This is a genomic window from Streptomyces sp. NPDC018026, assembly GCF_044327745.1.
Lineage (GTDB): Bacteria > Actinomycetota > Actinomycetes > Streptomycetales > Streptomycetaceae > Streptomyces > Streptomyces rubrogriseus.
The window spans coordinates 1,142,252-1,167,632 of sequence record NZ_JBIRFY010000001.1 but is presented as its reverse complement, the minus strand read 5'-3'; the positions used below and the strand labels follow the sequence as shown (position 1 = coordinate 1,167,632).

Sequence of the window (25,381 nt, the reverse complement as noted above, 5' to 3'; positions counted from 1 at the left end):
CCGCGTCCCCATGAGTGGCCCGCACGCCGCCTCCGGTGCGGGCCACCGTCCCCTCGTGACCCTGGCGCCGACCACCAGCAGCAGGAACAATGCGGCACAAGGCGATCACGGGAGAAGCCATGCGCGAGGCACGGCACTGGAGACAAACCGGGCCGGGCCTCCTGGGCCGGTTGCGAACACGGGACCCCGGCCTGGCCGCGACCCGGCGCGCGGCGCGGGCCGCCGTGGTGCTGCCCGCCGTGGTGGCCGTATGCAGCAACGTGATCGGCTCACCCACCGTCACGACCTTTGCCGCCTTCGGAATCTTCTCCATGCTGCTGCTCGTCAAGTTCACCGACCCGATGCCGCTGCGCATCAGAAGCCGGGCGGCGCTGGCCCTGGCATGGGTGGTACTCATCTGCTTCGGAACCCTCGTGTCCACCCGTGCCTGGCTCGCGACCCTGTCCATGTTCCTCGTCGGGTTTCTCGTACTCTTCTCGGGTGTCGTCAGTTCTGCGCTTGCCGGGGCGCGGACCGTACTGCTGCTGGCCTTCATCCTCCCCGTCACGCTTCCCGCGCCCCTGGGCGAGCTTCCGGAGCGTCTCGCCGGCGCCGCGCTGGCGGCCGGGGCCACCATGCTGGCGAGTGCGTTCCTGTGGCCACGAGCGCCGGTGGAGCCCCTCCGTCAGCCCACCATCGACACCTGTCGTGCGCTGGCCGCCCACCTGCGGGCCGAGGCCGCCCACCTGCGCGACGGACCGGGCACTCCCGCGACCGCCCCGACGGCAGCCCGGGCCGCGGAGTCGATCCACCGGCTGCGTGACGTGTTCGAGTCCACTCCCCACCGTCCCACCGGGCTGTCCACCGGCGCCCGGGCCCTGGTCCGCCTCGTTGACGAGCTGACCTGGATGGACCTGATCGCGAGGGGCGGCAGGCAACCCGCCGAGGGCGGCCCCGGCATCTGCGCCGCTCCCGTCGCCGTGGAGAACGAGACCGCGACGATCATGGACTTGGCCGCCGGTCTGCTCGAGAATCCCCACGCCGGCCCGGACGGACTCGCACGGGCCGTCGAGCGACTCCGCGGACACCTTGAGGTGCTGGAAGAGGCCGCCGCCGCCCAGTTGCCCGTGTATCGGCGCACCGCGCGAACGCACGGGGCGGAGGACACCGACGAACGCCTGAGCTCTCTCGACCCCTCCTTCCGCGCACAACAACTCGGCTTCGTCGTGCTGCGGATCGCCTCCGACGTCGGTCTCTACGCCGCCGCCGAGCGGCGCACCTGGACCCAGCGCCTGTTGGGAACGGAGGTGGGCCGGCTGACCGATCCGCTGCGGTCCGCGCGCGAGAGGGCGCTCGCCCACGTCGAGCGGAACTCGGTGTGGATGCACAACAGTCTGCGGGGAGCGGCCGGCCTGGCGCTGGCCGTGGCCGCCGCCGACTTCACCGGGGTCGACCAGTCGTTCTGGGTGGTGCTGGCAACGTTGTCGGTGCTCCAGTCCAACGCGCTGAACACGGGACAGAGCGCCTTGCGCGGCCTGACCGGAACCGCACTGGGGGCCCTCGTGGGGGTCGGACTGATTCAGTTGCTCGGGCAGCACGGGTTCCTGCTGTGGATTCTGCTGCCCGTCGCCGTCTTCGCGGCCGGCTTCGCGCCCGGCGCCGTCTCCTTCGCCGCGGGCCAGGCAGCCTTCGCGGTGACCCTGGTGATCCTCTACAACATCGGCCGGCCCACCGGCTGGCAGGTTGGGCTCACTCGCGTCGAGGACGTCGCGCTCGGATGCGGGATCGGTGTCGCCGTCGGCCTGCTCCTGTGGCCCCGCGGTGCCGCGGCAGCCCTCGGCACGGCGCTCGCGGCGGCCTATCGCCACAGCGCCGGCTTCCTCACCTCCGCGGTGGAGTACGGCGTCAGTCGCTGTGCAACCGGCCGGTTCCCGGTGGCGTCTCCCGCGGACCGGCAACGCGAAGCCGCCGCGGCCGCACGCCGGCTCGACGACGCGTTTCGCAGCTACCTTGCCGAACGTGGCCCCAAGCCCGTTCCGCCGGCGGAGATGTCGGCTCTGGTCACCGGCGTCGTCGCGCTGCGTCTCGCGGGCGATGCCGTGTTGAGCATGTGGCTGCGCCAAGGCGACCCCCACGACGGCGAGGACAGGACGGCCGCCCAGCACGAACTCCTGACGAGCGCGGATCAGCTGTCCGCCTGGTACTCCGGTCTTGCGGACAGCCTGGAGGGTGCCCGCCCGGTGCCCGAGCCACTCCCGTACGACGTTCAGGCCGACAACCGCCTGGTGAAGGCCGTACGCCGGGACCTGTACAACGAGCGGGCCCGGACGACTGCCGTACGTGTCATCTGGACCGGTGATCATCTCGCCACCGCCCGGGACCGGCAGAGCGCCCTGACCGCCGCCGCACGCCGGGTGTCGGGCGGATACGGCACGGGCCGGAAGCGGCCGCCGCTGGTCAGGCGCGGTGGTACTGGACCGGAGTGGTGACCGAGCCGTCGAGTTCCCTGGCGGCGTCGCGCGCCCAGAACGGGTTGCGCAGGAGTTCGCGTCCGAGCAGGACGGCGTCGGCGCGACCGGAGGTGACGACGGCCTGGGCCTGTCCGGGGTCGGTGATCAGCCCGACGGCCGCCACGGGCATGCCCGTCTCCCGTCGGATTCGCTCGGCGAAGGGCACCTGGTAGTCGGGTCCGGCCTCGATCTTCGCGTCAGGGACGATGCCGCCGGTGGAGACGTCCATGAGGTCGACGCCCCGGGCCTGGAGTTCCTTGGCCAGCCGGACGGACTCGTCGGCGGTCCAGCCCTCACGGCCGTCTTCGGGATTCTCGGTGAGCCAGTCGGTGGCGGAGACGCGGAAGAACAGCGGCAGGTTCTCCGGCCATACCGCGCGGACCGCCTCGACGACCTCGAGGGCGAAGCGCGCACGCCCCTCGAAGGAGCCGCCGTAACCGTCGGTTCGCCGGTTGCTCTGGGGTGAGAGGAACTGGTGGATCAGATAGCCGTGGGCGCCGTGGATCTCGATGACCTCGAATCCGGCGGCCAGGGCGCGCTCGGCGGCGTCGGCGAACTGCTGGACGATCTCGCGGATGCCGGAGCCGGTCAGTTCCTCGGGAACGGTCGAGGACGCGTCGAACGGGACCGCGCTGGGACCTGCCGGAGTCCAGCCGTAGGGCTCGTCGGGGGTGATCGGGCGTCCGCGGTCGACCCAGGTGCGCTCGGTCGAGGCCTTGCGTCCGGCGTGGGCCAGCTGGATGCCGGGGACGGTGCCCTGGGACTTGAGGAACGTGGTGATGCGACGGAAGGCGGCGACCTGCGCATCGTTCCAGATGCCGAGATCGTAGGGACTGATCCGTCCCTCAGGAGCGACCGCCGTGGCCTCCGTGATGATCAGCCCCGTGCCGCCGGCGGCACGGGCTCCCAAGTGGGTGAGGTGCCAGTCGGTGGGAACGCCCGCCGCGTCTCGGTCGGGCGACGCGCTGTACTGGCACATCGCCGCCATCCAGATCCGATTGGGAATGGTCAGCGACCTGAAGTCGAGGGGGGTGAAGAGCGAGGTCAACGGAGGACTCCTTGCATGTGACCGTGACGGGCCGTGGAGATGCCGCGCTCACCCATGTCGGGGAACGCCGCACGGTCACAATACTTGCACACGCTCACTATATGCTCAAGCGGAATACTGACGCACACCATGCATTGTCCGCGAACCGGACGGCAGCAACCTGGAAATGATCGAGGCCCGGTTCGGATGTCTCCGAACCGGGCCTCGATCTGCGACTGTCTCCAGTCGGGACGACAGGATTTGAACCTGCGACCCCTTGACCCCCAGTCAAGTGCGCTACCAAGCTGCGCCACGTCCCGTTGCCCGCCTGACCTGGGGTTTCCCCCGGCCGAACGTGCAGGAAAACCATACCGCACTCGGGCCGGTGGTCGCGCACCGCTTTTCCGGGGCCCGCTCCACCGGGGCCCGCTCCGGTGGCGTCAGCACTTCTGTGTGCGGGACGGCTCGGCGGCGGCGACCGCGGTGCCGTCCGATCCCGCCGCGGCCGCCGCGGCCGCGTCCACCCGCACCAGTCCGCGCACCGCCGGTATCAGGAGCAGGGCCGCGCACACGGCGAAGCTGGTGACACCCGCGACGAGCAGTACGCGGTCGGCGCCGAGGGCGGCGGCGGCCGGACCCGCGAGCGCCTGGCCGACCGGCATCATCGCGAGGGAGCCCGCCACGTCGTAGGCGTGGATGCGGTTGAGCACGTCCGGCGGGACCTGGGTCTGCACGCTGGTCGCCCACATCACGCCCCAGAAGGACATGCCGGCCCCGGCGACGGCGGCCCCGGCCGCCATCGCGGGGACACCGAGCCCCGCGCCGACGCTCGCGGGGAAGGCGGCGAAGCCGACGAGGGCGATCGCGCCGGCCCGGAGCATGTGCACCGGCCGCAGCCGCAGGGCGAGGAGGCCGCCCACCACGGTTCCCGCGCCCAGGGCGGAGTTGACCAGCCCGTAGGCGCGCGGGCCGTGCTCCCCCACCACCTCGGTGGCGACCAGCGGCACGGTCGGGCCCCAGACGGCGATCATGTAGACGCACCAGACGGCTATGACGCTCCACAGCCACCGGCGCGCGAGGAATTCCCGCCACCCCTGGACGAGGTCGGCGCGGAAGGCCTTGCTCCCCCGGCCGGACACCGCGCGGCTTCCCGGCGTGGGCGGGGGCAGCCGGAGCAGCAGGAGGCACAGGGCGCTGATCGCGTAGGTGGTGGCGTGGGCGGCGAAGACCCCGCCCGGTGAGGCGAAGCCGACCAGGAGGCCGGCGACGGCGGGACCGGCGAGCTGGGCGGCGGACTCGGCGACGCGTATCGCGCCGTTGGCGCCCTGGACGTCGGAGGCGAGCCGGGGCACGGTGCTGGCGACACCGGGCTGGAAGACGGCACCGGCGACGCCGTTGGCGAAGCCGATGGCGCAGATCTGCCAGAGCACGACGTGCCCGGAGAAGAAGAGCACGGCGGCCAGAGCCTGGGTGCCGAGCCGTACCAGGTCGGCGCCGATCATGAGCTTGCGGGTGCTGAAGCGGTCGGCGAGGACTCCGCCGAAGACGACCAGACCGGCGAAGGCGGCGGCCGTCGCGGCCATGGCGAGGCCCACCGCACCCGCCCCGTACCCGTGCTGGAGCAGGCCGGCGGCGAGCGCGACGGGCAGCATGGTGTCGCCGAGGCGGGCCACGGCCCGGGCGGCGAAGAACAGCGCGAAGTCCCGCGACCAGACGGCTCGCGCCGCCGTCGGCCGCAATGACGTACCGGCCATCCCGTACTCTCCCCTCCCCGGCGCCCCCCTGCGCCCGCCCTGCCCTCCCGTGGCACCGTCCGTCCGACAGCCGGGACCCCCCTCCGGTCCCGGCTGTCACGCACGTCTTCGGATCATGCCACGGGGCACTGACAACGCCCGAGGGCTTTTCAGCCCCCGGCGGGCAGCCCCAGCCGGGGATGGGCCTCCAGCAGCCGTGTCGGGGCCGCCTGGCGCCAGGAGTCGGCGAGGATGTCGCGCAGCTCGTCCTCGCCCTCCAGGGCGGCCAGCCGGGCCCGCACCCAGGCGAACTGGGCCTCGTGTCCGGCGATCCAGAACTTCTCCGGCTCGGCCAGCACCAGTTCGTCGCGCTCCTCCTTCGGGCAGCGCACCGCGAGGGAGGTCTCCTCCTCCGGCAGCGTCGCGAACATCTTGCCCGCGACCCGGAAGGTGGGCATGCTCCAGGCGATCTTCTCCGTCGTGTCCGGCAGGGACAGGGCGATACGGCGTACGTCTTCTGCGTCCGGCATGACAGGCACGGTATCCGCCGCCACTGACAATCACCCGGCGACGGCGGACGGTCCCGTGTGCTCTCCGACCTGCCCCGCGACCTGCCCCGCGGCGTCCTCGGCGACCTGCCCCGCGACCCGCTTGAAGTAGAGCGTCGTCGGCCGCAGTTCCCCGCGCGGGTCCGCCGCGTAGTCCGGGATGGTGCCGGCCCGGGTCCACCCGGCGGACCGGTACAGGTGCTCGGCCGGGCTGCCGGTCTCGGTGTCCAGGTGGAGGAGGGTGATTCCGGCCGCCGCGGCCGCCTCCTCGGCGGTGGCGAGCAGTCGGCGGCCCACTCCCCGGCCGCGGACCGCGCGGGAGACCATGAGCTTGACCAGCTCCGCGCGGTGGCGGCTGTTGGGCTTGTCCGGCAGGGCGAGGCTCACGGTCCCGGTCACCCGGTGCCCGTCCCGTGCCACCCAGACGGCGAGGCGACCGGCGGCGACCCCGGCGGCCCGCCCCCGCCACCAGTTGGCGGCCTGCGCATGGGTGAGCGGGGCGAGGAAGCCGACGGAGGCACCGCCCGCGACGGTGTCGGTGAGCAGCGCGGCCAAGCCGTCCAGCAGCGCCGTCACCTCGTGCTCGTCGACCCGGTCCACGTTCACGGCAGCACCACCGCCAGCGCGTAGCGGGCACCGCCGGGCCCGGGGCACCTGAACCGCGTGGGCCCCCACACGCGCATCCGCAGGCAGTCACCGGCGGCGAGGTGGTGCTCCACGTCCTGCGCCGTGATCTCCAGGGCCCCTTCCAGGAGCCAGACGTGCTGCTCCAGGCCGGGCACCGGCGGCCGGTCGTAGGCGATGTCGGCGCCCGCCGCGAGCCGTCCCTCGACGAGTTCGCCGCGCAGTCCCGCGTGCGGCGGGGACACCGAGCGGCGTACGAACCCGGCCGGGCGGTCCTCCCACACGGGTTGCTCGGCGGCCCGCACCAGCAGCGCGGGTTCTGTCTCGACCTCGCTGAGCAGCCGGGACATGGTCCGTCCGTACACCGCGCACAGGCGGTTCAGTACGGCGGCGGTGGGGCTGGTCTCGGCCCGCTCGGCCCGGGACAGCGTGGACCGGCTCACCCCGCTGCGCTCCGCCAGCTCCTCCAGCGACCAGCCGCGTTCGGCCCGCAGTTCGGCGAGCCGGAAGGCCAGCCGGTCGGCGAGCCGGGCGTCCACCGGATCCGCGACGACGTCGTCTTCTCTCATATCCGGGACGCTATCCCGTTGGTGAGACGTCCGTGTTACGGAAGGCTCACGCCCGGGCCGCGTCGCCGAGTGCGTCGAGGACCGGGCGGATCAGCGGGTGCTGCTCCGCTCCCCGCCGTACGGCCGCGAAGACGCGGCGGGTGGGCGCCACCCCGTCGACCGGTCGGACGACCACGCCGGTCAGATCGGTGCCGAGCAGCGCCGAGCGCGGGACGAGCGCCACCCCGGCGTCGGCCGCGGCGAGGGACACCACGGCGCGGAAGTCGTCCGAGGAGTGTTCGAGGCGGGGCTGGAACCCGGCGCTCTCGCAGGCCAGCACGACCACGTCGTGGCACGGGTTGCCCGGGTAGGGGCCGATCCAGGTGTCCTTGGCCAGCTCCGCGAGCGGCACCTCGTCGGCGTCGGCGAGACGGTGGGCGACCGGGACGACCGCGTCGAAGGGCTCGGCGTACAGCGAGACGTGGGTCAGGCGCGGGTCGTCGGCGGGCGGCGCCCCGCGGTACTCGACGGCGACCGCGACGTCGACCTGCCGGTCGAGGACCATCGGCAGGCTGGCGTCGCCCTCGGCGTCCTGGACGCGGACCCGGATGCCGGGAGCCGATTCGGCGAGGCGGGCCAGGGCGGGCGCGACGACGAGGGCGATGCCGGTCGCGAAGGAGGCGACCGTGACCGTTCCGGCCTCGCCCGAGCCGTAGGCGGCCAGCTCGGCCTCCGCCCGCTCCAACTGGGCGAGGACGGCGTTGGTGTGGCTGAGCAGGATCTCCCCGGCCGGGGTCAGCCGTACGCCCTTGGCGCCGCGCTCGACCAGGCGGTGCCCGGTCTCCTGCTCCAGCGCGGCGAGCTGCTGGGAGACCGCGGACGGGGTGAGGTACAGCGCGGCGGCCGCCGCCGTCACGGTGCGGTGGTCCGCCACCGCTCGCAGGATGTGCAGCCGCCGCGCCTCGATCATGGGATCGATTCTCTCAGGTCACCGGGGGTTTCTAGGACGACGGGGCCTGGGCCGCGAGCCGCTCCCTGGCCGCGACGAAGGCGTCCACCGCGCGGTTGACGTCGTCCGTGGAGTGGGCGGCGGACAGCTGGACGCGGATGCGGGCCTTGTCCTGCGGGACGACCGGGTAGGAGAAGCCGATCACGTACACGCCGCGCTCCAGGAGCAGCTCCGCCATGCGGCCCGCCCGCGTCGCGTCGCCGATCATGACGGGCGCGATGGGGTGGTCGCCGGGGAGGATGTCGAAGCCCTCCTCGGTCATCCGGCGGCGGAACAGGGCGGTGTTCTCGGCGAGCCGTACGCGCAGGTCGTCGGCCGACTCCAGCAGGTCGAGCACCTTGAGGGAGGCGGCGGCGATCACCGGGGCGAGGGTGTTGGAGAAGAGGTACGGCCTGGAGCGCTGGCGCAGCAGGGCGACGATCTCGGCGCGGGCGGCGACGTAGCCGCCGGAGGCGCCGCCCAGCGCCTTGCCGAGGGTGCCGGTGATGATGTCGACGCGGTCCATGACGCCGTGCAGCTCTGGGGTGCCGCGGCCGCCGGGGCCGACGAAGCCGACGGCGTGCGAGTCGTCGACCATGACCATGGCGTCGTAGCGGTCGGCGAGGTCGCAGATCTCGTCGAGCGGGGCGACGTAGCCGTCCATGGAGAAGACGCCGTCGGTGACGATCAGCTTGCGGCGGGCCTCGCCGGCGGCCTTGAGCTGCGCCTCCAGGTCGGCCATGTCGCGGTTGGCGTAGCGCAGCCGCTTGGCCTTGGACAGCCGGATGCCGTCGATGATCGAGGCGTGGTTGAGGGCGTCGGAGATCACCGCGTCCTCGGGGCCGAGGAGGGTCTCGAAGACGCCGCCGTTGGCGTCGAAGCAGGAGGAGTAGAGGATCGTGTCCTCCTGGCCGAGGAACGCGGAGAGCCGGGCCTCCAGTTCCTTGTGCACCTCCTGGGTGCCGCAGATGAAGCGCACGGACGCCATGCCGTAGCCCCAGCGGTCCAGCGCCTCGTGGGCGGCGGCGACGACCTCGGGGTGGTCGGCGAGACCGAGGTAGTTGTTGGCGCAGAAGTTGAGGACCTCGCCGGGGCGGCCGCCCGCGGTGACGTTGACGGTCGCGGACTGCGGGGTGCCGATGACGCGCTCGGGCTTGTGCAGGCCGGCGGCACGGATCTCGTCGAGGGTGGCGCGCAGGTCGTCGCGCACGGAGTCGAACATCTTGGAAGCTCCTAGGAGTACGTACGTCTGACGCGGTGTCTTACGCGGTCCAGTCGAGGATGACCTTGCCGCCGCGGCCGCTCGCCGCGTCGGCGAACGCGGCCTCGAAGTCGCGGTGGGAGTACCGGCCGGTGATCACCGGGGCGAGGTCGAGGCCGCCTTCGAGCAGCACGGACATGGCGTACCAGGTCTCGAACATCTCGCGGCCGTAGATGCCCTTGACGGTGATCATCGAGGTGACGATCCGGGCCCAGTCGACCGGGAACTCCTCGGCGGGCAGGCCGAGCATGGCGATCCGGCCGCCGTGCGTCATGTTGGCGATCATGTCGCGCATGGCCTCGGGGCGGCCGGACATCTCCAGGCCGATGTCGAAGCCCTCGCGCAGGCCGAGGTCGCGCTGTCCGTCGGCGATGGTGGCGTCCGAGACGTTCAGGGCGAGGCTGACGCCGACCTTGCGGGCCAGCTCCAGCCGCTCCTCGCTCACGTCCGTGATGACGACGTTGCGGGCGCCCGCGTGCCGGGCCACGGCGGCGGCCATCAGGCCGATCGGTCCGGCGCCGGTGATGAGGACGTCCTCGCCGACCAGCGGGAAGGACAGCGCGGTGTGCACGGCGTTGCCGAACGGGTCGAAGATCGCGGCGACGTCGAGGTCGACGGGGACGCGGTGCACCCAGACGTTGGACGCGGGCAGGGCCACGTACTCGGCGAACGCCCCGTCCCGGCCGACGCCGAGGCCGACGGTGGCGCGGCACAGGTGGCGCCGGCCGGCCAGGCAGTTGCGGCACTTGCCGCAGACCAGGTGGCCCTCGCCGCTGACCCGGTCGCCGGCCTTGATGTCGGTGACGTCGCGCCCGGTGTCGACGACCTCGCCGACGAACTCGTGACCGACGACGAGCGGGGTGCGGATGGCCTGCTGCGCCCAGCCGTCCCAGGCCCGGATGTGCAGGTCGGTGCCGCAGATGCCGGTGCGCAGCACCTTGATGAGTACGTCACCGGGTCCGGTGACGGGCTCGGGGACGTCCGCGAGCCACAGGCCGGGCTCCGCCTTCTCCTTGACCAGCGCCTTCAACGCTACGGCTCCTGACGGGGGTGAGGTCCCGGCGGTGGGCATGCCGAAGCGGCCCGCGTCCGGGGAGGGGAGGGGAATCGCACAGCAATCTGCCGTACGACACCGTCCCCGGTCCATCGAGCCTTTCTTAAGCCCGGCCGCAGCTTTCCTTCACGCGCCCCGCGAGGGTCCGCGGGCACCCGCGAGGAGCCTGCCGCCGCTCACAGCGGGAGCCCGTCCTCCGCGCTGCGCTCGATGCGCCGTACGAGGTCGGCCGCCGTCGACTTGATCGTGGCCAGGCCCGCGGTCCCCCAGGTCCGGGGCTGTACGTCCGCGGCGGACACGGTGCCCAGCACCGTCCCGGTGCTGTCGATGAGGGGGGCGCCCAGGTAGGAGCGGATGCCGAACGCGTCGACGACGGGGTTGCCCGCGAAGCGCGGGTAGTCGCGCACGTCCTCCAGGACCAGCGCCTTGCGCCGGACCACCACGTGGGGGCAGAAGCCGTGGTCCCGGGGCTGGACCCGGCCGAACTCGGGGCTGGTCCCGTCGCCCCGCCTCACCGGCGGGACCTCCGGCACCCGCAGGCCGGCGAAGAACTGCCCGCCCTCCACCAGGAAGTTGACCATCGCGTACGGCGCCTCGGCGAGGCCGGCCAGGTGGGCGGCGAAGGCGTCGAGGGCCGGGTCGGCGCGTTCCGCCAGGCCGAGCCGGCGCAGCCGCCGTACCCGGGTGGGGGCCTCCCGGTCCTCGGGGGTGAGCAGCAGACGTCCGGCCGGGCGCGGCGGGTCGTAGCTCATGGGCGGACTCCGGCGCCGAACCCCGGCGCCGGGGCCGGGGTGTGGGCGATGAGGTGGCGTACGAGGGTGAGCAGCGTCTGTACGCCGGAGCTGGAGATCCGGGCGTCGCAGCGCACGATCGGGATCTCGGGGTGCAGGTCCATGGCCGCGCGCACCTCCTCGGGGTCGTAGCGGTAGGAGCCGTCGAACTCGTTGATCGCGACGACGAAGCCGAGTCCGCGTTCCTCGAAGAAGTCGACGGCGGCGAAGGACTCCTCCAGGCGGCGGGTGTCCGCGATGATCACCGCCCCGAGCGCGCCCTCGCACAGTTCGTCCCACATGAACCAGAAGCGTTCCTGGCCGGGTGTCCCGAACAGGTACAGGACGTGTTCGGGGTCGAGGGTGAGGCGGCCGAAGTCCATGGCCACGGTCGTTTCGAGTTTGTTCTCGATTCCGTCGAGGTTGTCGGTCGCGGCGCTGACCGTGGTGAGCAGTTCCTCCGTGCTCAGCGGCGCGATCTCGCTGACCGCGCCGACGAAGGTCGTCTTGCCGACGCCGAATCCGCCCGCCACGAGGATCTTCAGGGCGGTCGGGAACGGGTCGGCGCCTTCGCCGTGCGTGTGGTCAGAGCTGTCGTCGTAGTCCATCGAGCACTGCCTCCAGAAGGGCCCGGTCCGTGGGGTGGTGGTGGAACGCGGCGGGGGGTTTGGTGGTCAGCGCGCCGCAGTCGACGAGGTCCGAGAGCAGCACCTTGGTGACCGCCACCGGAAGCCGCAGATGCGCGGCGAGCTCGGCGACCGGGAGGGGCGCCCGGCACAGGTCGAGTACCTGCGTGTGCTCGGGTCCGAGGTAGCCGAGGGGGGTCGCCCCGGTGGCCATGACCTGGGACATCAGGTCGAGCGCGACGGTGGGCCGGGTACGGCCGTTGCTGACGGTGAAAGGGCGCACCAGCCGTCCGGCGGCGTCGTCGAGCCAGGGTCCGTCGCCGGCCGCGGCCACCGTCAAGGCCTCATCGCCGGGGGTTCGGCGGTGTGCTGCCGGGGCGCGGTGACCAGGTAGGGGCGGACGCTCTTGACCAGCATCGCCATCTCGTAGCCGAGGACGGCCGCGTCGGCCTCGCGGCCGGCCAGCACGGCGAGGCAGGTGCCGGAGCCGGCGGTGGTGACGAAGAGCAGGGTCGAGTCGAGTTCGACGACGACCTGCCGCACGTCCCCGCCGTCGCCGAAGCGGACGCCGGCACTGCGGCCGAGGGAGTACAGGCCGGAGGCCAGGGCGGCCATGTGGTCGGCGCTGTCGGCGTCGAGCCCGTGGACGGACTTCACCAGTCCGTCGGCGGACAGGAGCACCGCACTGCTGGTGTGCGGCACGCGCTGGACGAGGCCGCTCATCAGCCAGTCGAGGTCGGACACTTGGCCGGTCGGCGCATCGCTCGCCATGGTGGATCGACTCCTTGGGGTACGAAGGTCTGCGGGAGCGCGGGTCAGGGGGGTGGGGGTCGTCGTGGGGGCGGGGGTGGTCATTCGGCCGTCCCGCCCGGATCGCCTTGGGCCGGTGTCAGGGGGGCGGGTTCGCCGTGCTGCTGGGCCTCCGCGAGGCCGACGCCGCGCTGGAAGGCCGCCATCAGGCCCGGGTCGTGCCCGGCGTACTGCTCGGGTTCCTGGCGGGGCGCGGGGCCACCGCGCAACTGGGGCACGATGTGCTCCTGGGCACGGCGGCGCGGCAGTTGGGGCTTCCCCATGGTGCCGCGCACCGCGCTGTGCCGCGGGACGGGCGGGGTGGCCGCGTGTTCGGCGAGGACGCCCCGGTCCTCGGGCCGTACTCCGGGCACGGCGGCGGCCGGGGTGGCGCGGTTCCGGTGCGTGCCGCGCACGGGCAGCGGCACGGGTTCGCCGGCGTCCCTGCGGACCTCGACCGGGCCGGGCGCCTCGGAAGCGGGAACGGGAGCGGACGTGGGCGCGGGTGCGGACGGGGCGGGCGCCGGGATCACCGGCCCCGGCGTGGCCGGTGCGGCCGGAGCAGGTGTGTCGAAGGCCGGGGCCGGTGCGCCGAAGGCCGGTGCGTCCAGGGACGGTACGTGCGCCGTGGCGGACGCGTCCGGAGCCGGTGGCACCGCGGGCGGCACGGCCCGCAACTGCTGCCGGGGCGACGCCACGGTCACCGGTCCGGCACCGCTGACCGTGGCCGGGTGGGCGGCACCCCCGGGGAGCGCACCCGGCTCGGTGCCCAGCAGCGCCTGCGGCACGACCAGGACGGCCTGGACACCGCCGTAGATGTTGGTCTGCAGCCGCACGGTGATCCCGTGCCGCTTGGCGAGCTGGGAGACGACGAACAGTCCGATGCGCCCGTCCGCGAGCAGGCGGGCGACGTTGACCTGGTCGGGGTCGGCGAGCAGGGCGTTCATCCGGTCCTGCTCACCGACGGACATGCCCAGCCCGCGGTCCTCGACCTCGACGGCGAGGCCCGAGGTGACGAGGTTGGCGCGCATCAGCACCTGGGTCTGCGGGGCGGAGAACAGGGTGGCGTTCTCGACGAGTTCGGCCAGCAGGTGAATGACGTCGGCGACCGCGTGGCCGCGCAGGGTGCCGTCGATCGGCGGGACCAGCCGGACCCGGGAGTACTGCTCGACCTCGGCGATGGCCGAGCGCAGCACCTCGGTCATGTCGACCGGGTTGCTCCACTGGCGGCGGGAGACGGCACCGCCGAGCACGGCGAGGTTCTCGGCGTGGCGCCGGATGCGGGTGGCGAGGTGGTCGACGTGGAAGAGGCCCTTGAGGAGGTCGGGGTCCTCGATCTCGTTCTCCAGCTCGTCCAGGATGGAGATCTCCCGGTGCACCAGGGACTGCAGACGCCGCGCGAGGTTGACGAAGACCTCCAGCTTCTGTTCGCTGCCCGCCTGGCTGGAGAGCTGGGCGGCCCGGACGACGGCGGTGACGGCGCCGTCGTGCGCGCGGGAGAGGTCGGCGGCGAGCAGTTCGAAGTCGTCGGCGTCGTCCGGCGGTCCGCCGCGCGGTGTGCGCGGGGTCGGGGACTCGCCCCGGCGCAACGCCTCCACGACGGCGCGCAGGTCGCCCTCCTGGCGCGCGGTGCTGCGGCGCAGTGCCCCGACGCGGTCGTGCACGGATCGCGCGGCGCGGTCGGCGGCGACGGCCGCGATGACGACGGCCGCGACGGTCACCGACACCGCCCCGGCGAGCACCGCCCACAGGACGGGGCCGGGCCGGGTGCCGGTGGACCGGACGGTGAAGAGGACGACCGCGCAGGCGCTGAGGGCGACCGCGACCGGTGGCAGGACGGCGAGCCTCAGGAGTTGGGGCCGTATGTGGGTCTCGGGCAGCGCGGCGGTGGTACGTGGGGCCGGCCGGCCGTGCCGTCCGCCCTCGCGGCGGTCTGCTCGCGCGGCCGGGGCGCGGAGGTGAGACATCGGTGTCCTCGTACTGGTCCGTGTACTGGTCCGTCGGCCCTACGTCGCCCGACGGACACTGACAGTAGTCGGCTGCCCCTCATGTGCGGTGGGCAGTTGCCAAAGTCCCTCGGACAACGTCCCGCTCTGGTATGAGGCCTCGTACGACAGACCGATAAGCCGGAAACGTAACCGTTCCGGCATGACCGAGAACCGGTCGGACCCGATCAGAAACGGTCACCGTCAGTGACGTCCGGCGGAGAGCCGGAGGCGCACCCCGGCGCACGATGCGCCTGACACCGGACCGTTCACCCCGCCAGGATCCCAACTTTATGCACGGTCGTTCGTGCTAATATCGCGCTCCCCTTGCATCGACGAAGGAGCCGCGGACATGAAGCTCAGCGAGACAGTGCCGGGTGTTGCCCTGAACGCCCTCTCCCGCGTCGCGGGCCGTACCGCGGGCGCGGCCACGTTCACCCTGTTCCACATGCCCCTCGCCCGCAGCGCGGCCCGGCCTGCCGAACGGGAACTGATCGAGCGGGCGCGTGTCGGCCGGGTGGAGCTGGAGGGCAAGCACGCCGTCACCTACGAGTGGGGCGAGGGCACGCGGACCGTCCTGCTGGTGCACGGATGGCAGTCGCGGGGCTCGCGCCTGTCCGACCTGGTCACGGCGTTCCTGGACCGGGGATTCCGCGTCGTCGCGTTCGACGCGCCCGGGCACGGCGCCGCCTCCGGCCGCAGCGCGACGATCCTCGACTACCGCACCGTCCTGACCACCCTCCACGAGCGGTACGGCGCGTTCGACGGTCTGGTGGCCCACTCCCTGGGCACCCTGGCGGCGTTCTTCGCGCTGCGGCACGGGGTGAAGGCGGAGCGGATCGTCACCGTCAGCGGAGTCTGCGACTTCGACTACCTGGTCGAGGAGTTCGCCACCGCACTGGGGCTTCGCCCCCGGCTCAAGGCCGAGCTGCACCGGCGGATCGCGAGGGACCTCTTCCCCGGCCTCCCGGCGGACCGGTCACCCTTCTCCGCGGCCCACACCGCCGAGGAGGTGGCCGCGCCGCTGCTGGTGATCCACGATGCGGACGACACCCGCATCGGGGTCGAGCAGGGGCGGCGGCTGTCCGGCGCCTTCGGCGAGCGGGCCCGCCTGGTCGTCACCAGCGGACTCGGACACCGTCGCATTCTCGGCGACCCCGAGGTCGTACGGGCCGCGGTGGACTTCGTCGAGCACGGGCCCGACCCCTCCCACCTGCCACGACACTGACCGCACGGACGTCCGTCCGTTCGCTACACTCGGGCAGTCCCATCGGCGCCGAGGGGTCGGGAGTCAAGTCCGGGAGAGCAGGTAAGACATGGGCACGACCGAACGCGTCGACGGCCGGATCGCGCGGGGCAACGAGACCCGTCGGCTGATCCTGGAGCGCGCCGTGCGGACCGCTTCGGTCGAGGGCCTGGAGGGACTGTCCCTGGGGCGCCTGGCGAGCGAACTCAAGCTGAGCAAGAGCGGTGTCTTCGCCCTGTTCGGCTCCAAGGAGGACCTCCAGCTCGCCACCGTACGCGCGGCGATCGACGTGTACGTGGACGTCGTGGTCCAGCCGGCCCGCGACCTGCCGCCCGGCATCGGCCGCCTGTGGCGCCTGTGCACCGGCTGGCTCGCCTACTCGCGCGACCGCGTCTTCCCCGGCGGCTGCTTCTTCTACTCGGTCACCGCCGAGTACGACTCCCGCCAGGGCAAGGTCCACGACGCGCTGGCGGGCGCCCGGACCAACTGGCTCGCGTACGTGGAGCAGACGGCCCTCGAGGCCCGGCAGGCCGGTGAGGTCGCGGAGGGGACGGACGTCTCCCAGCTCGCGTTCGAACTCGTCGCCCTCCTGGAGATGGCGAACGCCGAGTCGGTACTGCACAACGAGTTCACCAGCTACGACAAGGCGGGCAGGGCCATCCTGGACCGGCTGCGCGCCGTGGCCACCGACGTCTCCACGCTGCCCGACAGCCTCTGAAACCCCAAACCGACCCCGGGCACCGGTCTCCTGCTCGCCGCACTGTTCGACGAGGCCGTGCCCGGGATGGCGCGCGAGGTGACGGCGGTCTGCGCCGAGACGCGGTGTTCTGCGCCAGCCGGCGCACCGGGGCCGCGATCGTTCCTCCATGTTCGGCAGCGCGGTCCCCGCTTGGTCCAGGCGCTGGCAGAACGCGGGACGGGTTCGCCAACGTCACCAACGGCCGGAGCACCAGCGGACGACGGGCTCAACCGACCCCGGTATCGGCTCGGACGACCGAGCCGGCCCCGGTTGCCAGGAGATCGCGCACATGGTCGGACTCGGAGGCATTCGTCGCCTCGAAGACATCCAACGCCTCCTGCCAGCAGGCGCGCGCACGATCAGCGGCGCCCACCGCATGAAGAGCCTTCCCGAGAACGACGAGAACGTTGGCCAGGCGCCAGGCGCCACCGATGTCACGCAGGACAAGGGCCTGCTCAGCCTGCGCGGCGGCCTGAGAGGGTCGGTTCGCTGCCAGGTGAGCCTCAGCCAGCCGGAGGTGGGTCATGCCCTCCCACAGGACCTGGTGACCATCACGGAAGAGCGGCAATGCCTCGCCGAGTTGGTGCGTTGCCTCGTCGATCCGACCAGCCCGGGTGAGGGCGATGCCGAGCGTATAGCGGCCGTTGGCGAGACGCAGGGGCAGACCCATCCGCTCGTAGATGGCGATGCCCTGCCGGGCGAGTTCGATGGCGCTGTCCAGTCGGCCCATGGCGACATGGACGCGAGAGAGATTGCACAGGGCGCTGGCCTCGCCAACCAAGTTGGCGTCGGCCCGGAAGCCGTCAATGGCATCGGACAGGTAGCGCTCGCCGTCGTCGTAACGTCCCTGGTGAACAGCGATGATTCCACGGTCGTTGGGGGCCCAGCAGCTGAGCAGAGGATCGTTGGCCCGGTGCGCCAACTCCATGGCCTGGCGCGCTTCGTCGTCGGCCTCGGTGAAGCGGCCCGCGACGATGTGGACGTTGGTGAGCGTGGTGCGGGCGCGGCCCTCAGCACCCCGGTCACCGGCGGCGCAGGCAGCGTCGCGCAGGGCCACCGCAGCTGCCTCGTACTGCTTGGCACGGGCTCCGGATTCAACGAGGTCCTTGGCCGCCCACAGCAGGTCCACGGCTCGGCGCAGCATCCCAGGTCGTCCAGTGACTTGCTGAACGCACGCCAGCAGCGGGCCGGCCTCACGATAGAGCCAGTCCTGGGCGGCCTGTGGCTCAGCGAAGGTCAGTCCGGTGTGGCCAGGGTCGGACAGGTGCGCAGGGAACCGATCGCCGGGGCGTTCCAGAGCGTAGACACCGGAAGCGGTGGCCAGGTAGAAGCCCAGCAGGCGCTCCAGCGCCGCCTCCCGCTCGCTCGCCTGCTCGTCACGCTCGGCGCACGCGCGCGCGTAGAGACGGACGAGGTCGTGGAAGCGGTAGCGGCCGGGTGTGACCGACTCGAGAAGGGAGCAGTCCGCCAGGGTTTCGAGGAGGTCCTCGGTGTCCCGTTCGGGCAGGTCGAGGACGGCGGCCGCGGCGGCAAGAGAAATGTCGGGGCCGTCGGCGAGGCCGAGGAGACGGAAGGCGCGGGCCTGGGTCGGCTCCAGTTGGCCGTAGCCGAGTTCGAAGGTGGACTTGACCGCCAGGTCGCCGGCCTGGAGTTCGTCGAGGCGGCGACGCTCGTCGACGAGCTTGGCCGCGAGGACGGAGACGGTCCAGGTGCGGCGGGCGGCGAGACGGGATGCGGCGATACGGATGGCGAGCGGCAGGAAGCCGCATGCCTCGACAACGTCGAGGGCGGCCCGCCGGTCGGCACGTACACGCTCCTCTCCGACGATCCGGGTGAAGAGCAGCAGCGCCTCCTCCGGGCTCATCACGTCCAGGTCGACCAGGTGCGCGCCGGCCAGCCCCGCCATCCTCGCTCGGCTGGTGACCAGAGCCGCGCAGCCGGCGGTGCCCGGCAGTAGCGGGCGGACCTGCGCGGCGTCGCGAGCATTGTCGAGCAGGACCAGGACGCGACGGTCGTCGAGGAGTGAACGGTACAGAGCAGACCGCGCCTGCAAGCTGTCGGGGAGATCCGCGGAACGGACCCCCAGTGTGTGCAGGAAGTCGCCCAGGACAGCCTCCGGTTCGGCTGGACGAAGTCCTGTGCCTTGCAGGTCGGCGTAGAGCTGGCCGTCGGGAAAGTGCCGGCGTGCGGCGTGCGCGACGTGGACGGCGAGAGTGGTCTTGCCGATGCCACCGATTCCGGAGAGCGCGGAGATCGCCATGGCCTGACCCTCGGCACCCGTGGACAAGGTGTCCCTGAGTTCCTCGACGAAGCCGGTGAGCCCTGTGAAGTCGGGTACAGCCGCCGGTAGTTGTGCGGGCCTTACTCGAACAGGCACGACAGGCGCACTCGGTGGCTCGGGGTGGGAGAGTTCCACATCGGCGTGCAGGATGCGCTGCTGAAGGTCGGACAGTTCGGGACGCGGGTCGACACCGAGCTCGTCGGCGAGGAGTCGGCGGGTGTCCGCGTAGACGGCGAGAGCCTCGGCCTGCCGACCGCTTCGGTACAAGGCGACCATGAGCAGTTCACGCAGCCGTTCCCGCAGCGGGTAGGCGGCGGTCAGAGCGGTGAGCTCGGAGACGATCTCCGCGTGGTGGCCGAGCTCCAGGTCGAGCTCGAGGCGGATCTCCAGCAGCTGAAGGCGCCATTCGAGAAGCCGCGTACGCTCGGTTTCGGCACGCGGACCGGGCACCCCGGCGAGAGGCTCGCCGTCCCACAGGCTCAGCGAGCGGTCCAGCAGAGTGCGGGCAGACTCGCGGTCACCGGACGTGCGGGCCGATTCGGCTTGGTCGGCGAGACTCTGGGCGAGACCGAGGTCCACCGAACCTGGGGGAAGGCGGAGGGCGTAGCCGCCGGACTCGCTCACGAGGTGCGCACTCGAGAGGGTTTTCCTGAGCCGGGACATATACGTGCGCATGACGGCCAGGGCTTGCGACGGCGGATCATCACCCCAGACGGCATCGATCAGTTCCGGCGCGGTGGCGGTGCGGCCGTCCCGCAGGAGGAGGGCGGCGAGCAGGGCGCGCTGCTGGGGGCTGCCGGAGGGAAGGGCGTCGGATCCGCGCCAGGCGCGAACCGGGCCGAGCACCGCGAACCTCAGACTCGCCTCACCTGCAGCTGTCACCTCGTCTCGGACCACGGTTCCTCCGACGACGCCCGGCCCGTATGCAGGACGTACATCATTCGTATATCTCCAAAGGCCAGCATGGTTGTCCTGACGTCCGCCACCAGACTGCCCAGTCCGGAGGATCACGCGTCGCGAAGGGTACCCCGGGATGGCTTCCCGGGGCCCTTGGCGTACCATTTTCCCTCAACTCTAGTGCGCACAGGTGGCTTTGAGCTACCTTCGGAGCGTCGTCACGCCGTCGCAGGGTGCCGAGGGTCCTCCAGCCAAGGACCCGCTGACGCAGCTCTCCCGCAGCGTGCCGATGCCGTAACGGACTGGGCATTCGGACGTTAGGAGCGCGCACTCTCATGCATCTCACGAACTCAACAGCCGGATTACTGGCCGGCGTGATCATTTCGCTGGCCTACTTCGCACTCGTGGCCCACCTGGTCAGGTCGCTGCGCACCACCCACCAACTTCCCACGGTCATCGTGGCGGTTTCAGGCCTGATCGGAGCACTTCCGGCAATCCTCTACGCGCTGTACCGCGCCCTCAACGTGATCGCCTAGCGCAGGCGGGCGCGCCTGACATCAACAGGGTTGGGGCCGCGGCACGGTGCGTGTCGTGGCCCTGAACCAAGGGTCGCGCGCAGTGCAGTCGACGCACTTGAGCTCGGTGAATTCGAGCCGGTGCCTCGCTCATGCCATGATCCGGCCTCATGAGTGACCGACCGCTTGCGCGCGCCTGGCTCGCCTCGTGGGCGGAGAGAGTCTCCACGAACCTCACGGCCATGACAGACGAGTTCGAGGACCGGCACGGCTTCCCTCCCGGGACCAACGAGGTCCGGCCGGCTGACCGCGATGATCAAGTCGCGGCTCGCAGACTTGCTCAAGTCGCCCCCGCGTCGGCTGATCTGGTCACCTTCTACACCAGCATCGGCGATGTCACCTGGGAAGACGTCGGCAACGGCTGATTCCTTGAGTCGGCCCTTGACGTCATGCGGCGGTTCCAGGAGGACGGCATCGTCGATGCCGGCACAGACCGAAAGGTCCATGGCCTGGTCATCGGCTCGAACGGCGGTGGCCAGGCCTACATCGCGGCCCCTGACGGGGCGGTCCACCGGACGCGGACGGCGTCGCTGGACGAACCGGAACTCGACAGGGTGGCCGCTGACCTACGGCAGTTCCTGGAACTGCTGGAGCACTCCCTTGCACGGTTCGTCGCCGACGGCGAGACGGGAAACCTATGACCGCACGCACCAAGCGCCCACTCTGTCGGGCGCTGTTACCCGGACCCTCACCGCTCCCCCGCGAGATCGAGATCGCCCTTGCTCGTCCCGGCCACGCCTTCAGCGATCCGGGGACTGCGCCACGGGTGCGCGATCGGCTGCGACACCGCCCGCCACCACGCCTCGACCGGCAGCTCCCCCGCCGGCTCGAACGGCTCCCCCGGCCGTGGGAACGCCACCGCCTGGCCGACCTCCTCTGCCGCGTCCTTCGTCCACTCCCCAGGCTCCGCCCACGCGTGCGGCGCCAGGTTGAAGGTGCCCCAGTGGATCGGCAGCAGGGCACCGTGCGGGCTGCCGCCCTGGAGGTCGAGGTGGGCCCGGACGCCCTCCTCGGGGGTCATGTGGATGTCCGGCCAGAACTCGGCGTACGCCCCGAGCTGGATCATCGTGGCGTCGAACGGGCCGTGCGCGGCGCCGATGTCGCGGAATCCGTCGAAGTATCCGGTGTCCCCGCTGTGGTACACGCGGTGCTCGGCACCGGCGACGACCCAGGACGCCCAGAGGGTGTGCTGGGTGTTGCGCAGGCCGCGCCCGCAGAAGTGCCGGGCCGGGGTGGCGGTGAGTGTGAGGCCGCCGACGCGCGTCGACTCGTGCCAGTCCAGCTCGCGCAGCCGGTCGGGGGAGACACCCCAGTGTTCGAGGTGGCCGCCGACGCCGAGCGGCACGGCGAACACGGTGTCCGTGCCGGCCAGTGCCTTGATGGTGGGCATGTCCAGGTGGTCGTAGTGGTCGTGGGAGATGACGACCACGTCGACCGGGCCCAGGGCGGCCAGTGGCAGCGGGACCGGATGCAGGCGCTTGGGGCCGGCGAAGGGGAACGGGGAGCAGCGCTCGCCCCACACCGGGTCGAAGAGCACGCGCTGCCCGTCGATCTCGGCAAGCACGCTGGAGTGGCCCATCCAGGTCAGCCGGAGCCCGGTGGCGGGTGGCCGGTTGAGGTCGGCCAGGGTGGTGGCGTGCACCGGGACCGGCCCCTGCGGGGACCGGCGCAGCCGCGCCTCCTTGTTGAAGTAGATCTTGGCGAATTCGGCGGCCGATCCGGAAGGCCGGGTCCGTGCCGTGCCCCCGGGGTTCTGGAAGACGCCGTCGCGGAAGTGCGGCGATCTGCGGATGCGCGCCATGCGCTCACCGCTCGGGTCGGCGCCGAAGGCCGCGGGCCGGGGCACGCTGAACCCGGGACTCGGGGATCGGAAAGCGGCCACGGTACCTCCAGGTGGAGTGGTTCAGGCTCTCATTGTGTTCGTCTCGTCCTACGTCACCTCGAACGACGGATGTGACATCCGTGTTCCCCCGGGCCGCCGCGATCTGGAAGCGCGTCGGCGCAGGTCCTGGTGCCTGTATAGGGTGACGTGCGTGGGGAGAGTGCGGTTGAGCGTGGCGGAGCGGCGCGAGGAGCTGCTGGGCGCCGCCATCGAGCAGATATCGGCGCGGGGCGTGGCGGCGTTGCGGATCGCCGACGTGGCCGCGGCGCTCGGCGTCAGCAACGCCCTGGTGCTCTATCACTTCTCCACGAAGGAGCGCCTGGTCGCCGCCGCGTTCACGCATGCCGCCGAGGACGACCTGGCCCATCTGCGGGGGCTGCTCGCCCGTCGTACGTCGGCGCTGCGCCGTCTGCGGGCGGCCGTGCGGTGGTACGCGCCGACCGGGCCGGCCAAGGGCTGGCGGCTGTGGATCGAGGGCTGGGCGGCGGCGCCGCGCGAGCCCGCGCTGCGGGAGGTCACGCGCGAGCTGGACCGCCAGTGGAAGGCGGCGATCGCCGGGGTCATCGCCGAGGGGGTGGCCGCCGGTGAGTTCTCCTGTCCCGAGCCGGACGCCGCGGCCCTGCGGCTGACCGCGTTGCTGGACGGGCTGGCGGTGCAGCTCACCTCGTACACGGGCACGGTCTCGCGGGCCCGGGCGCAGGAGTGGGTGGACGACGCCCTTGCCCGGGAACTGGGCCTGGAGCGGGCGGCGTTGACAGCGACGACGCGGCGTTAGCGCCCGCCGGGACACCGGCCCCGCCGGTGCACCGCCCCCGCGCCGGGACAGCACCGGCCGTCGCGTCAGGCCACCGAGGCGATCCGCGTCTTGATGTCGTCCGGCGACAGCGTCCCCTTGGCCGTCACGTGGTCGCCCGACGACTCGCCCCGCAGCCGGCGCCCGATCCACGGCACCAGGTACTCGCGCGCCCAGTGCACGTCGTCGCGCCGTACGTCGAGCGTGCCGCGCGGCGGCAGGGGCGACCAGGGCTGGTCCGGGTCGGCCGGGACGCGCAGGCCCAGGGCCTGCCCCGCGCGCAGCGCCACCCGGGTGTGCCCCTCCGGCGACAGGTGCAGCCGGTCGGCGTCCCACGCCCTGCGGTCCTGGACGCTCCGCAGCGACCACAGGTCGAGCACCGGGCAGCCGTAGCGGTCGGCGATGGCGCGGACGTGCCCGTTGTACGTGGCGATCTTGCCGCGCAGGTGCTTGAGGACGGGCACCCCGCGGGTGTCGAACCCGGTGGTCACCAGGACGGTTCCGGCCGCGGCGGTCAGCGCGGCCACCGCCAGCTCGAACCGCTCGGCGACCTCGTCGGGATCGGTGCCGGGCCGCAGGATGTCGTTGCCGCCGGCCGCGAACGAGACGAGGTCCGGCGCGAGTCCGACGACCCGCGGGAGCTGTTCCGCCACGATCTGGTCGAGGAGCCTGCCGCGCACGGCGAGGTTCGTGTACGTGAAGTCGCCCTCGGGGCGCCGGTCCGCGAGCAGTACGGCGAGCCGGTCGGCCCAGCCGACGAACGCCCCGTCGGGGCCGTGGTCGCCGACGCCCTCGGTGAAGCTGTCCCCCACCGCCACGTACGACCCGATCACTGCTCTGCTGTCACTCTTCGAATCGTCTGCCACATCGGCCCATGATTCACCCTGGAATGTGACCTACGCGACCGTAGGAAGGGATTGACGGGCGGTGAGAAAGGCCACGCCTAAAGTATTCGTCAATTCCGGAATACGCCGGGTCCGGACACACCGAAGGCCGGACCCGGGGATCGGGGTCCGGCCTTCGGGGCGCGGAGGCCGCGCGGCGGAACCGGTCGTCAGACGGAGACGCCGTGCGAGCGCAGGAACGCCAGCGGGTCGATGTCCGAGCCGTAGTCCGGCGTGGTGCGGATCTCGAAGTGCAGGTGCGGGCCGGTCACGTTGCCGGTGGCACCCGAGAGGCCGACCTGCTGACCCGCCGTCACCGACTGACCGGCGGAGACGGAGAGCGAGGAGAGGTGGGCGTACTGGGCGTAGTGGCCGTCGGCGAGCTGGATGACGACCTGGTTGCCGTACGCGCCGCCCCAGCCGGCGGAGACGACGGTGCCCGCGCCGACGGCCTTGAGGGAGGTGCCGGTCGGGACGACGAAGTCGGTGCCGGTGTGGTAGCCGCTGGACCACATGCTGCCGGACTGGTGGTACGGGGTGCCGACGGTGCCGCCCGCGACGGGGGAGGTGTAGCCGCTGGTGGTGCCCGTGGACTGGCTGCCGGTGTCCGAGGAGGAGGCCTTCTCGGCATCCGTCGACTTCTCGGCCGGCTTCGCGGCGGCGGACTTCTCGACGGACTTCTCGGCAGGCTTCTCGGCGGACTTCTGCGCGGGCTTCTGCGACTGCGCGGAGGACGGCGCCGACGACTTGGCGGCCTGGCCGCCGATCGAGAGCTTGAGGCCGGGGTGGATCAGCGACGGGTCGGAACCGACGGCCTCGCGGTTGTCCGCGTAGAGCTTCTTCCAGCCGCCGTCGACGTCCTGCTCGTCGGCGATCTTCGAGAGGTAGTCGCCGCTCTTCACGGTGTAGGTGTGCGAGTCGGAGTTCTTCTCGGCGGCGGCCTTCTTGGCCGACGCCGGAACGGACTGCACGGCCTGCTCGGAAACGGAGTGCGCGGGGGCGGCGTTGGCGGCGGCGGCACCCATCAGCGGGAGCGCGAGCGCGGCGCCACCGGTCCCGGCGACGGCGATGGTGCGGGTCAGGCGCATGGCCCTGGTACGGCGGTGCTTACCCTTCGCGGGCATGGCGAATTCCTCTCCGGCGCCTGCGAGGTGAGCTGTCGGGTGCGGGCTGGAGATGCCCGGCCGCGCCGAAACGCGGCTTTACCCCAAGCCGTTCCGGGAACCGGAACAGGCAGTTCTACCTGTGGGTCCCCCGCTCCTGCCGTGTACGGGTGGTCGATGAGTGCGGGCTCCGGTCGGCGGCAGGATTAGGCGTCCGTCCGGATCGGTGGTGAACGTAAGGGACCAAGACGCACAGGGACAAGCGAGGGGTTGCCCCGACAGGTGTTCCGATTGATCCTTTACGGGAATATCCGGTAACCCTGCGTCGATTTCCACCGCGCGCTTTTACTTGAAGCCCCTTGAGAAACACTTGAATTACGTGAACATGACGGGCAACGCACGGTCACGGATATGACGCTGCTCACGCGCCTCTCATTCACCCTCCGCCATTTCAGGGCCACTTGTCATCAAGGCCGCCAATTCGGACAGAAGGCTCTTATTGGAGCGGAATATGCCTCGGGGCGCCATTTCGCGCACAG

Annotated in this window: 24 protein-coding genes, 1 tRNA gene and 1 riboswitch; of the genes, 7 read left to right on the top strand and 18 right to left on the bottom strand. The window is 71.9% G+C overall.

The window, feature by feature from the left end:
- The first annotated feature begins 119 nt into the window (after positions 1-119).
- Complete coding sequence (locus tag ACH4D3_RS04785) at positions 120-2,468, top strand: FUSC family protein (protein WP_398316305.1); 2,349 nt, start codon at positions 120-122, stop codon at positions 2,466-2,468.
- Here the strand turns inward: ACH4D3_RS04785 and ACH4D3_RS04780 are convergent.
- The 14 genes from ACH4D3_RS04780 to ACH4D3_RS04715 all read right to left on the bottom strand — a co-directional run bounded on the left by ACH4D3_RS04780 (position 2,437) and on the right by ACH4D3_RS04715 (position 14,424).
- The gene (locus tag ACH4D3_RS04780) at positions 2,437-3,537 is read right to left on the bottom strand and encodes an NADH:flavin oxidoreductase/NADH oxidase (protein ID WP_398316303.1); all 1,101 of its coding nucleotides are present in this window, start codon (positions 3,535-3,537) and stop codon (positions 2,437-2,439) included. The two genes, ACH4D3_RS04785 and ACH4D3_RS04780, sit on opposite strands and share 32 nt — an antisense overlap.
- Before the next feature lie 225 nt (positions 3,538-3,762).
- Positions 3,763-3,836 (bottom strand) — tRNA-Pro (locus tag ACH4D3_RS04775).
- A 120-nt stretch (positions 3,837-3,956) separates the two neighbouring features.
- On the bottom strand, positions 3,957-5,270 hold the full coding sequence (locus ACH4D3_RS04770; RefSeq protein WP_398316301.1) for an MFS transporter: 1,314 nt from the start codon (positions 5,268-5,270) through the stop codon (positions 3,957-3,959).
- A gap of 149 nt (positions 5,271-5,419) precedes the next feature.
- Positions 5,420-5,779 (bottom strand): MmcQ/YjbR family DNA-binding protein, encoded by a 360-nt coding sequence (locus ACH4D3_RS04765; protein ID WP_007389074.1) that lies wholly within the window; start codon positions 5,777-5,779, stop codon positions 5,420-5,422.
- Between the two features lie 30 nt (positions 5,780-5,809).
- Positions 5,810-6,403, bottom strand: coding sequence for a GNAT family N-acetyltransferase (locus ACH4D3_RS04760; RefSeq protein WP_398316299.1), 594 nt, complete (start codon positions 6,401-6,403; stop codon positions 5,810-5,812).
- Positions 6,400-6,990: a helix-turn-helix domain-containing protein gene (locus ACH4D3_RS04755; protein WP_398316297.1), complete on the bottom strand. Its 591-nt coding sequence runs from the start codon at positions 6,988-6,990 to the stop codon at positions 6,400-6,402. Before ACH4D3_RS04755 ends, ACH4D3_RS04760 begins: the two co-directional genes overlap by 4 nt.
- A 46-nt stretch (positions 6,991-7,036) precedes the next feature.
- Complete coding sequence (locus ACH4D3_RS04750; RefSeq protein WP_398316295.1) at positions 7,037-7,939, bottom strand: LysR family transcriptional regulator; 903 nt, start codon at positions 7,937-7,939, stop codon at positions 7,037-7,039.
- 31 nt (positions 7,940-7,970) lie between these two features.
- On the bottom strand, positions 7,971-9,179 hold the full coding sequence (locus ACH4D3_RS04745) for a glycine C-acetyltransferase (RefSeq protein WP_398316293.1): 1,209 nt from the start codon (positions 9,177-9,179) through the stop codon (positions 7,971-7,973).
- A 40-nt stretch (positions 9,180-9,219) separates the two neighbouring features.
- Complete coding sequence (tdh, locus tag ACH4D3_RS04740; protein ID WP_398316291.1) at positions 9,220-10,248, bottom strand: L-threonine 3-dehydrogenase; 1,029 nt, start codon at positions 10,246-10,248, stop codon at positions 9,220-9,222.
- A gap of 200 nt (positions 10,249-10,448) precedes the next feature.
- Positions 10,449-11,024: a GAF domain-containing protein gene (locus ACH4D3_RS04735; protein WP_398316289.1), complete on the bottom strand. Its 576-nt coding sequence runs from the start codon at positions 11,022-11,024 to the stop codon at positions 10,449-10,451.
- Positions 11,021-11,650, bottom strand: coding sequence for a GTP-binding protein (locus tag ACH4D3_RS04730; protein ID WP_398316287.1), 630 nt, complete (start codon positions 11,648-11,650; stop codon positions 11,021-11,023). The genes ACH4D3_RS04735 and ACH4D3_RS04730 overlap by 4 nt, the downstream gene beginning before the upstream one ends.
- Positions 11,628-12,002 carry a DUF742 domain-containing protein gene (locus ACH4D3_RS04725; protein WP_398316285.1) on the bottom strand — a complete coding sequence of 125 codons (375 nt, stop codon included), beginning with the start codon at positions 12,000-12,002 and terminating at the stop codon, positions 11,628-11,630. The genes ACH4D3_RS04730 and ACH4D3_RS04725 overlap by 23 nt, the downstream gene beginning before the upstream one ends.
- Before the next feature lie 2 nt (positions 12,003-12,004).
- A complete protein-coding gene (locus ACH4D3_RS04720; protein WP_398316283.1) occupies positions 12,005-12,439 on the bottom strand; it encodes a roadblock/LC7 domain-containing protein in 435 nt (144 codons plus the stop codon).
- Positions 12,440-12,519: 80 nt separating this feature from the next.
- Entirely contained in the window at positions 12,520-14,424 is a 1,905-nt protein-coding gene (locus tag ACH4D3_RS04715; RefSeq protein ID WP_398316281.1) for a sensor histidine kinase, read from the bottom strand.
- A gap of 370 nt (positions 14,425-14,794) precedes the next feature.
- Here ACH4D3_RS04715 and ACH4D3_RS04710 point away from each other — a divergent pair, with 370 nt between their 5' ends.
- Together ACH4D3_RS04710 and ACH4D3_RS04705 are read left to right on the top strand one after the other, a co-directional pair.
- Entirely contained in the window at positions 14,795-15,670 is an 876-nt protein-coding gene (locus tag ACH4D3_RS04710; protein WP_398316279.1) for an alpha/beta hydrolase, read from the top strand.
- A gap of 88 nt (positions 15,671-15,758) precedes the next feature.
- Positions 15,759-16,406 carry a TetR/AcrR family transcriptional regulator gene (locus ACH4D3_RS04705; protein ID WP_398316277.1) on the top strand — a complete coding sequence of 216 codons (648 nt, stop codon included), beginning with the start codon at positions 15,759-15,761 and terminating at the stop codon, positions 16,404-16,406.
- 247 nt (positions 16,407-16,653) lie between these two features.
- Here the strand turns inward: ACH4D3_RS04705 and ACH4D3_RS04700 are convergent, their stop codons facing one another.
- The gene (locus tag ACH4D3_RS04700; protein WP_398316275.1) at positions 16,654-19,770 is read right to left on the bottom strand and encodes a BTAD domain-containing putative transcriptional regulator; all 3,117 of its coding nucleotides are present in this window, start codon (positions 19,768-19,770) and stop codon (positions 16,654-16,656) included.
- A gap of 209 nt (positions 19,771-19,979) precedes the next feature.
- Here ACH4D3_RS04700 and ACH4D3_RS04695 point away from each other — a divergent pair, with 209 nt between their 5' ends.
- From ACH4D3_RS04695 to ACH4D3_RS04685, 3 genes are all read left to right on the top strand, one after another.
- Complete coding sequence (locus ACH4D3_RS04695) at positions 19,980-20,141, top strand: hypothetical protein (protein WP_361859514.1); 162 nt, start codon at positions 19,980-19,982, stop codon at positions 20,139-20,141.
- Between the two features lie 221 nt (positions 20,142-20,362).
- Positions 20,363-20,545, top strand: coding sequence for a hypothetical protein (locus tag ACH4D3_RS04690; protein ID WP_398316273.1), 183 nt, complete (start codon positions 20,363-20,365; stop codon positions 20,543-20,545).
- A gap of 24 nt (positions 20,546-20,569) precedes the next feature.
- Complete coding sequence (locus tag ACH4D3_RS04685) at positions 20,570-20,821, top strand: hypothetical protein (protein WP_398316271.1); 252 nt, start codon at positions 20,570-20,572, stop codon at positions 20,819-20,821.
- 47 nt (positions 20,822-20,868) lie between these two features.
- Here ACH4D3_RS04685 and ACH4D3_RS04680 read toward each other — a convergent pair whose 3' ends face one another.
- Positions 20,869-22,062, bottom strand: coding sequence for an MBL fold metallo-hydrolase (locus ACH4D3_RS04680; protein WP_398316269.1), 1,194 nt, complete (start codon positions 22,060-22,062; stop codon positions 20,869-20,871).
- 151 nt (positions 22,063-22,213) lie between these two features.
- Between ACH4D3_RS04680 and ACH4D3_RS04675 the strand changes: the two genes are divergently transcribed.
- Positions 22,214-22,837: a TetR/AcrR family transcriptional regulator gene (locus ACH4D3_RS04675; protein ID WP_398316267.1), complete on the top strand. Its 624-nt coding sequence runs from the start codon at positions 22,214-22,216 to the stop codon at positions 22,835-22,837.
- Positions 22,838-22,902: 65 nt separating this feature from the next.
- On the opposite strand, the gene ACH4D3_RS04670 is transcribed toward ACH4D3_RS04675, so the two are convergent.
- Positions 22,903-23,688 carry an SGNH/GDSL hydrolase family protein gene (locus tag ACH4D3_RS04670; protein ID WP_398316655.1) on the bottom strand — a complete coding sequence of 262 codons (786 nt, stop codon included), beginning with the start codon at positions 23,686-23,688 and terminating at the stop codon, positions 22,903-22,905.
- A 221-nt stretch (positions 23,689-23,909) separates the two neighbouring features.
- Positions 23,910-24,863 carry a peptidoglycan DD-metalloendopeptidase family protein gene (locus tag ACH4D3_RS04665; protein WP_398316265.1) on the bottom strand — a complete coding sequence of 318 codons (954 nt, stop codon included), beginning with the start codon at positions 24,861-24,863 and terminating at the stop codon, positions 23,910-23,912.
- 4 nt (positions 24,864-24,867) lie between these two features.
- A riboswitch (cyclic di-AMP (ydaO/yuaA leader) is annotated at positions 24,868-25,025 on the bottom strand.
- Between the last annotated feature and the right edge of the window lie 356 nt (positions 25,026-25,381).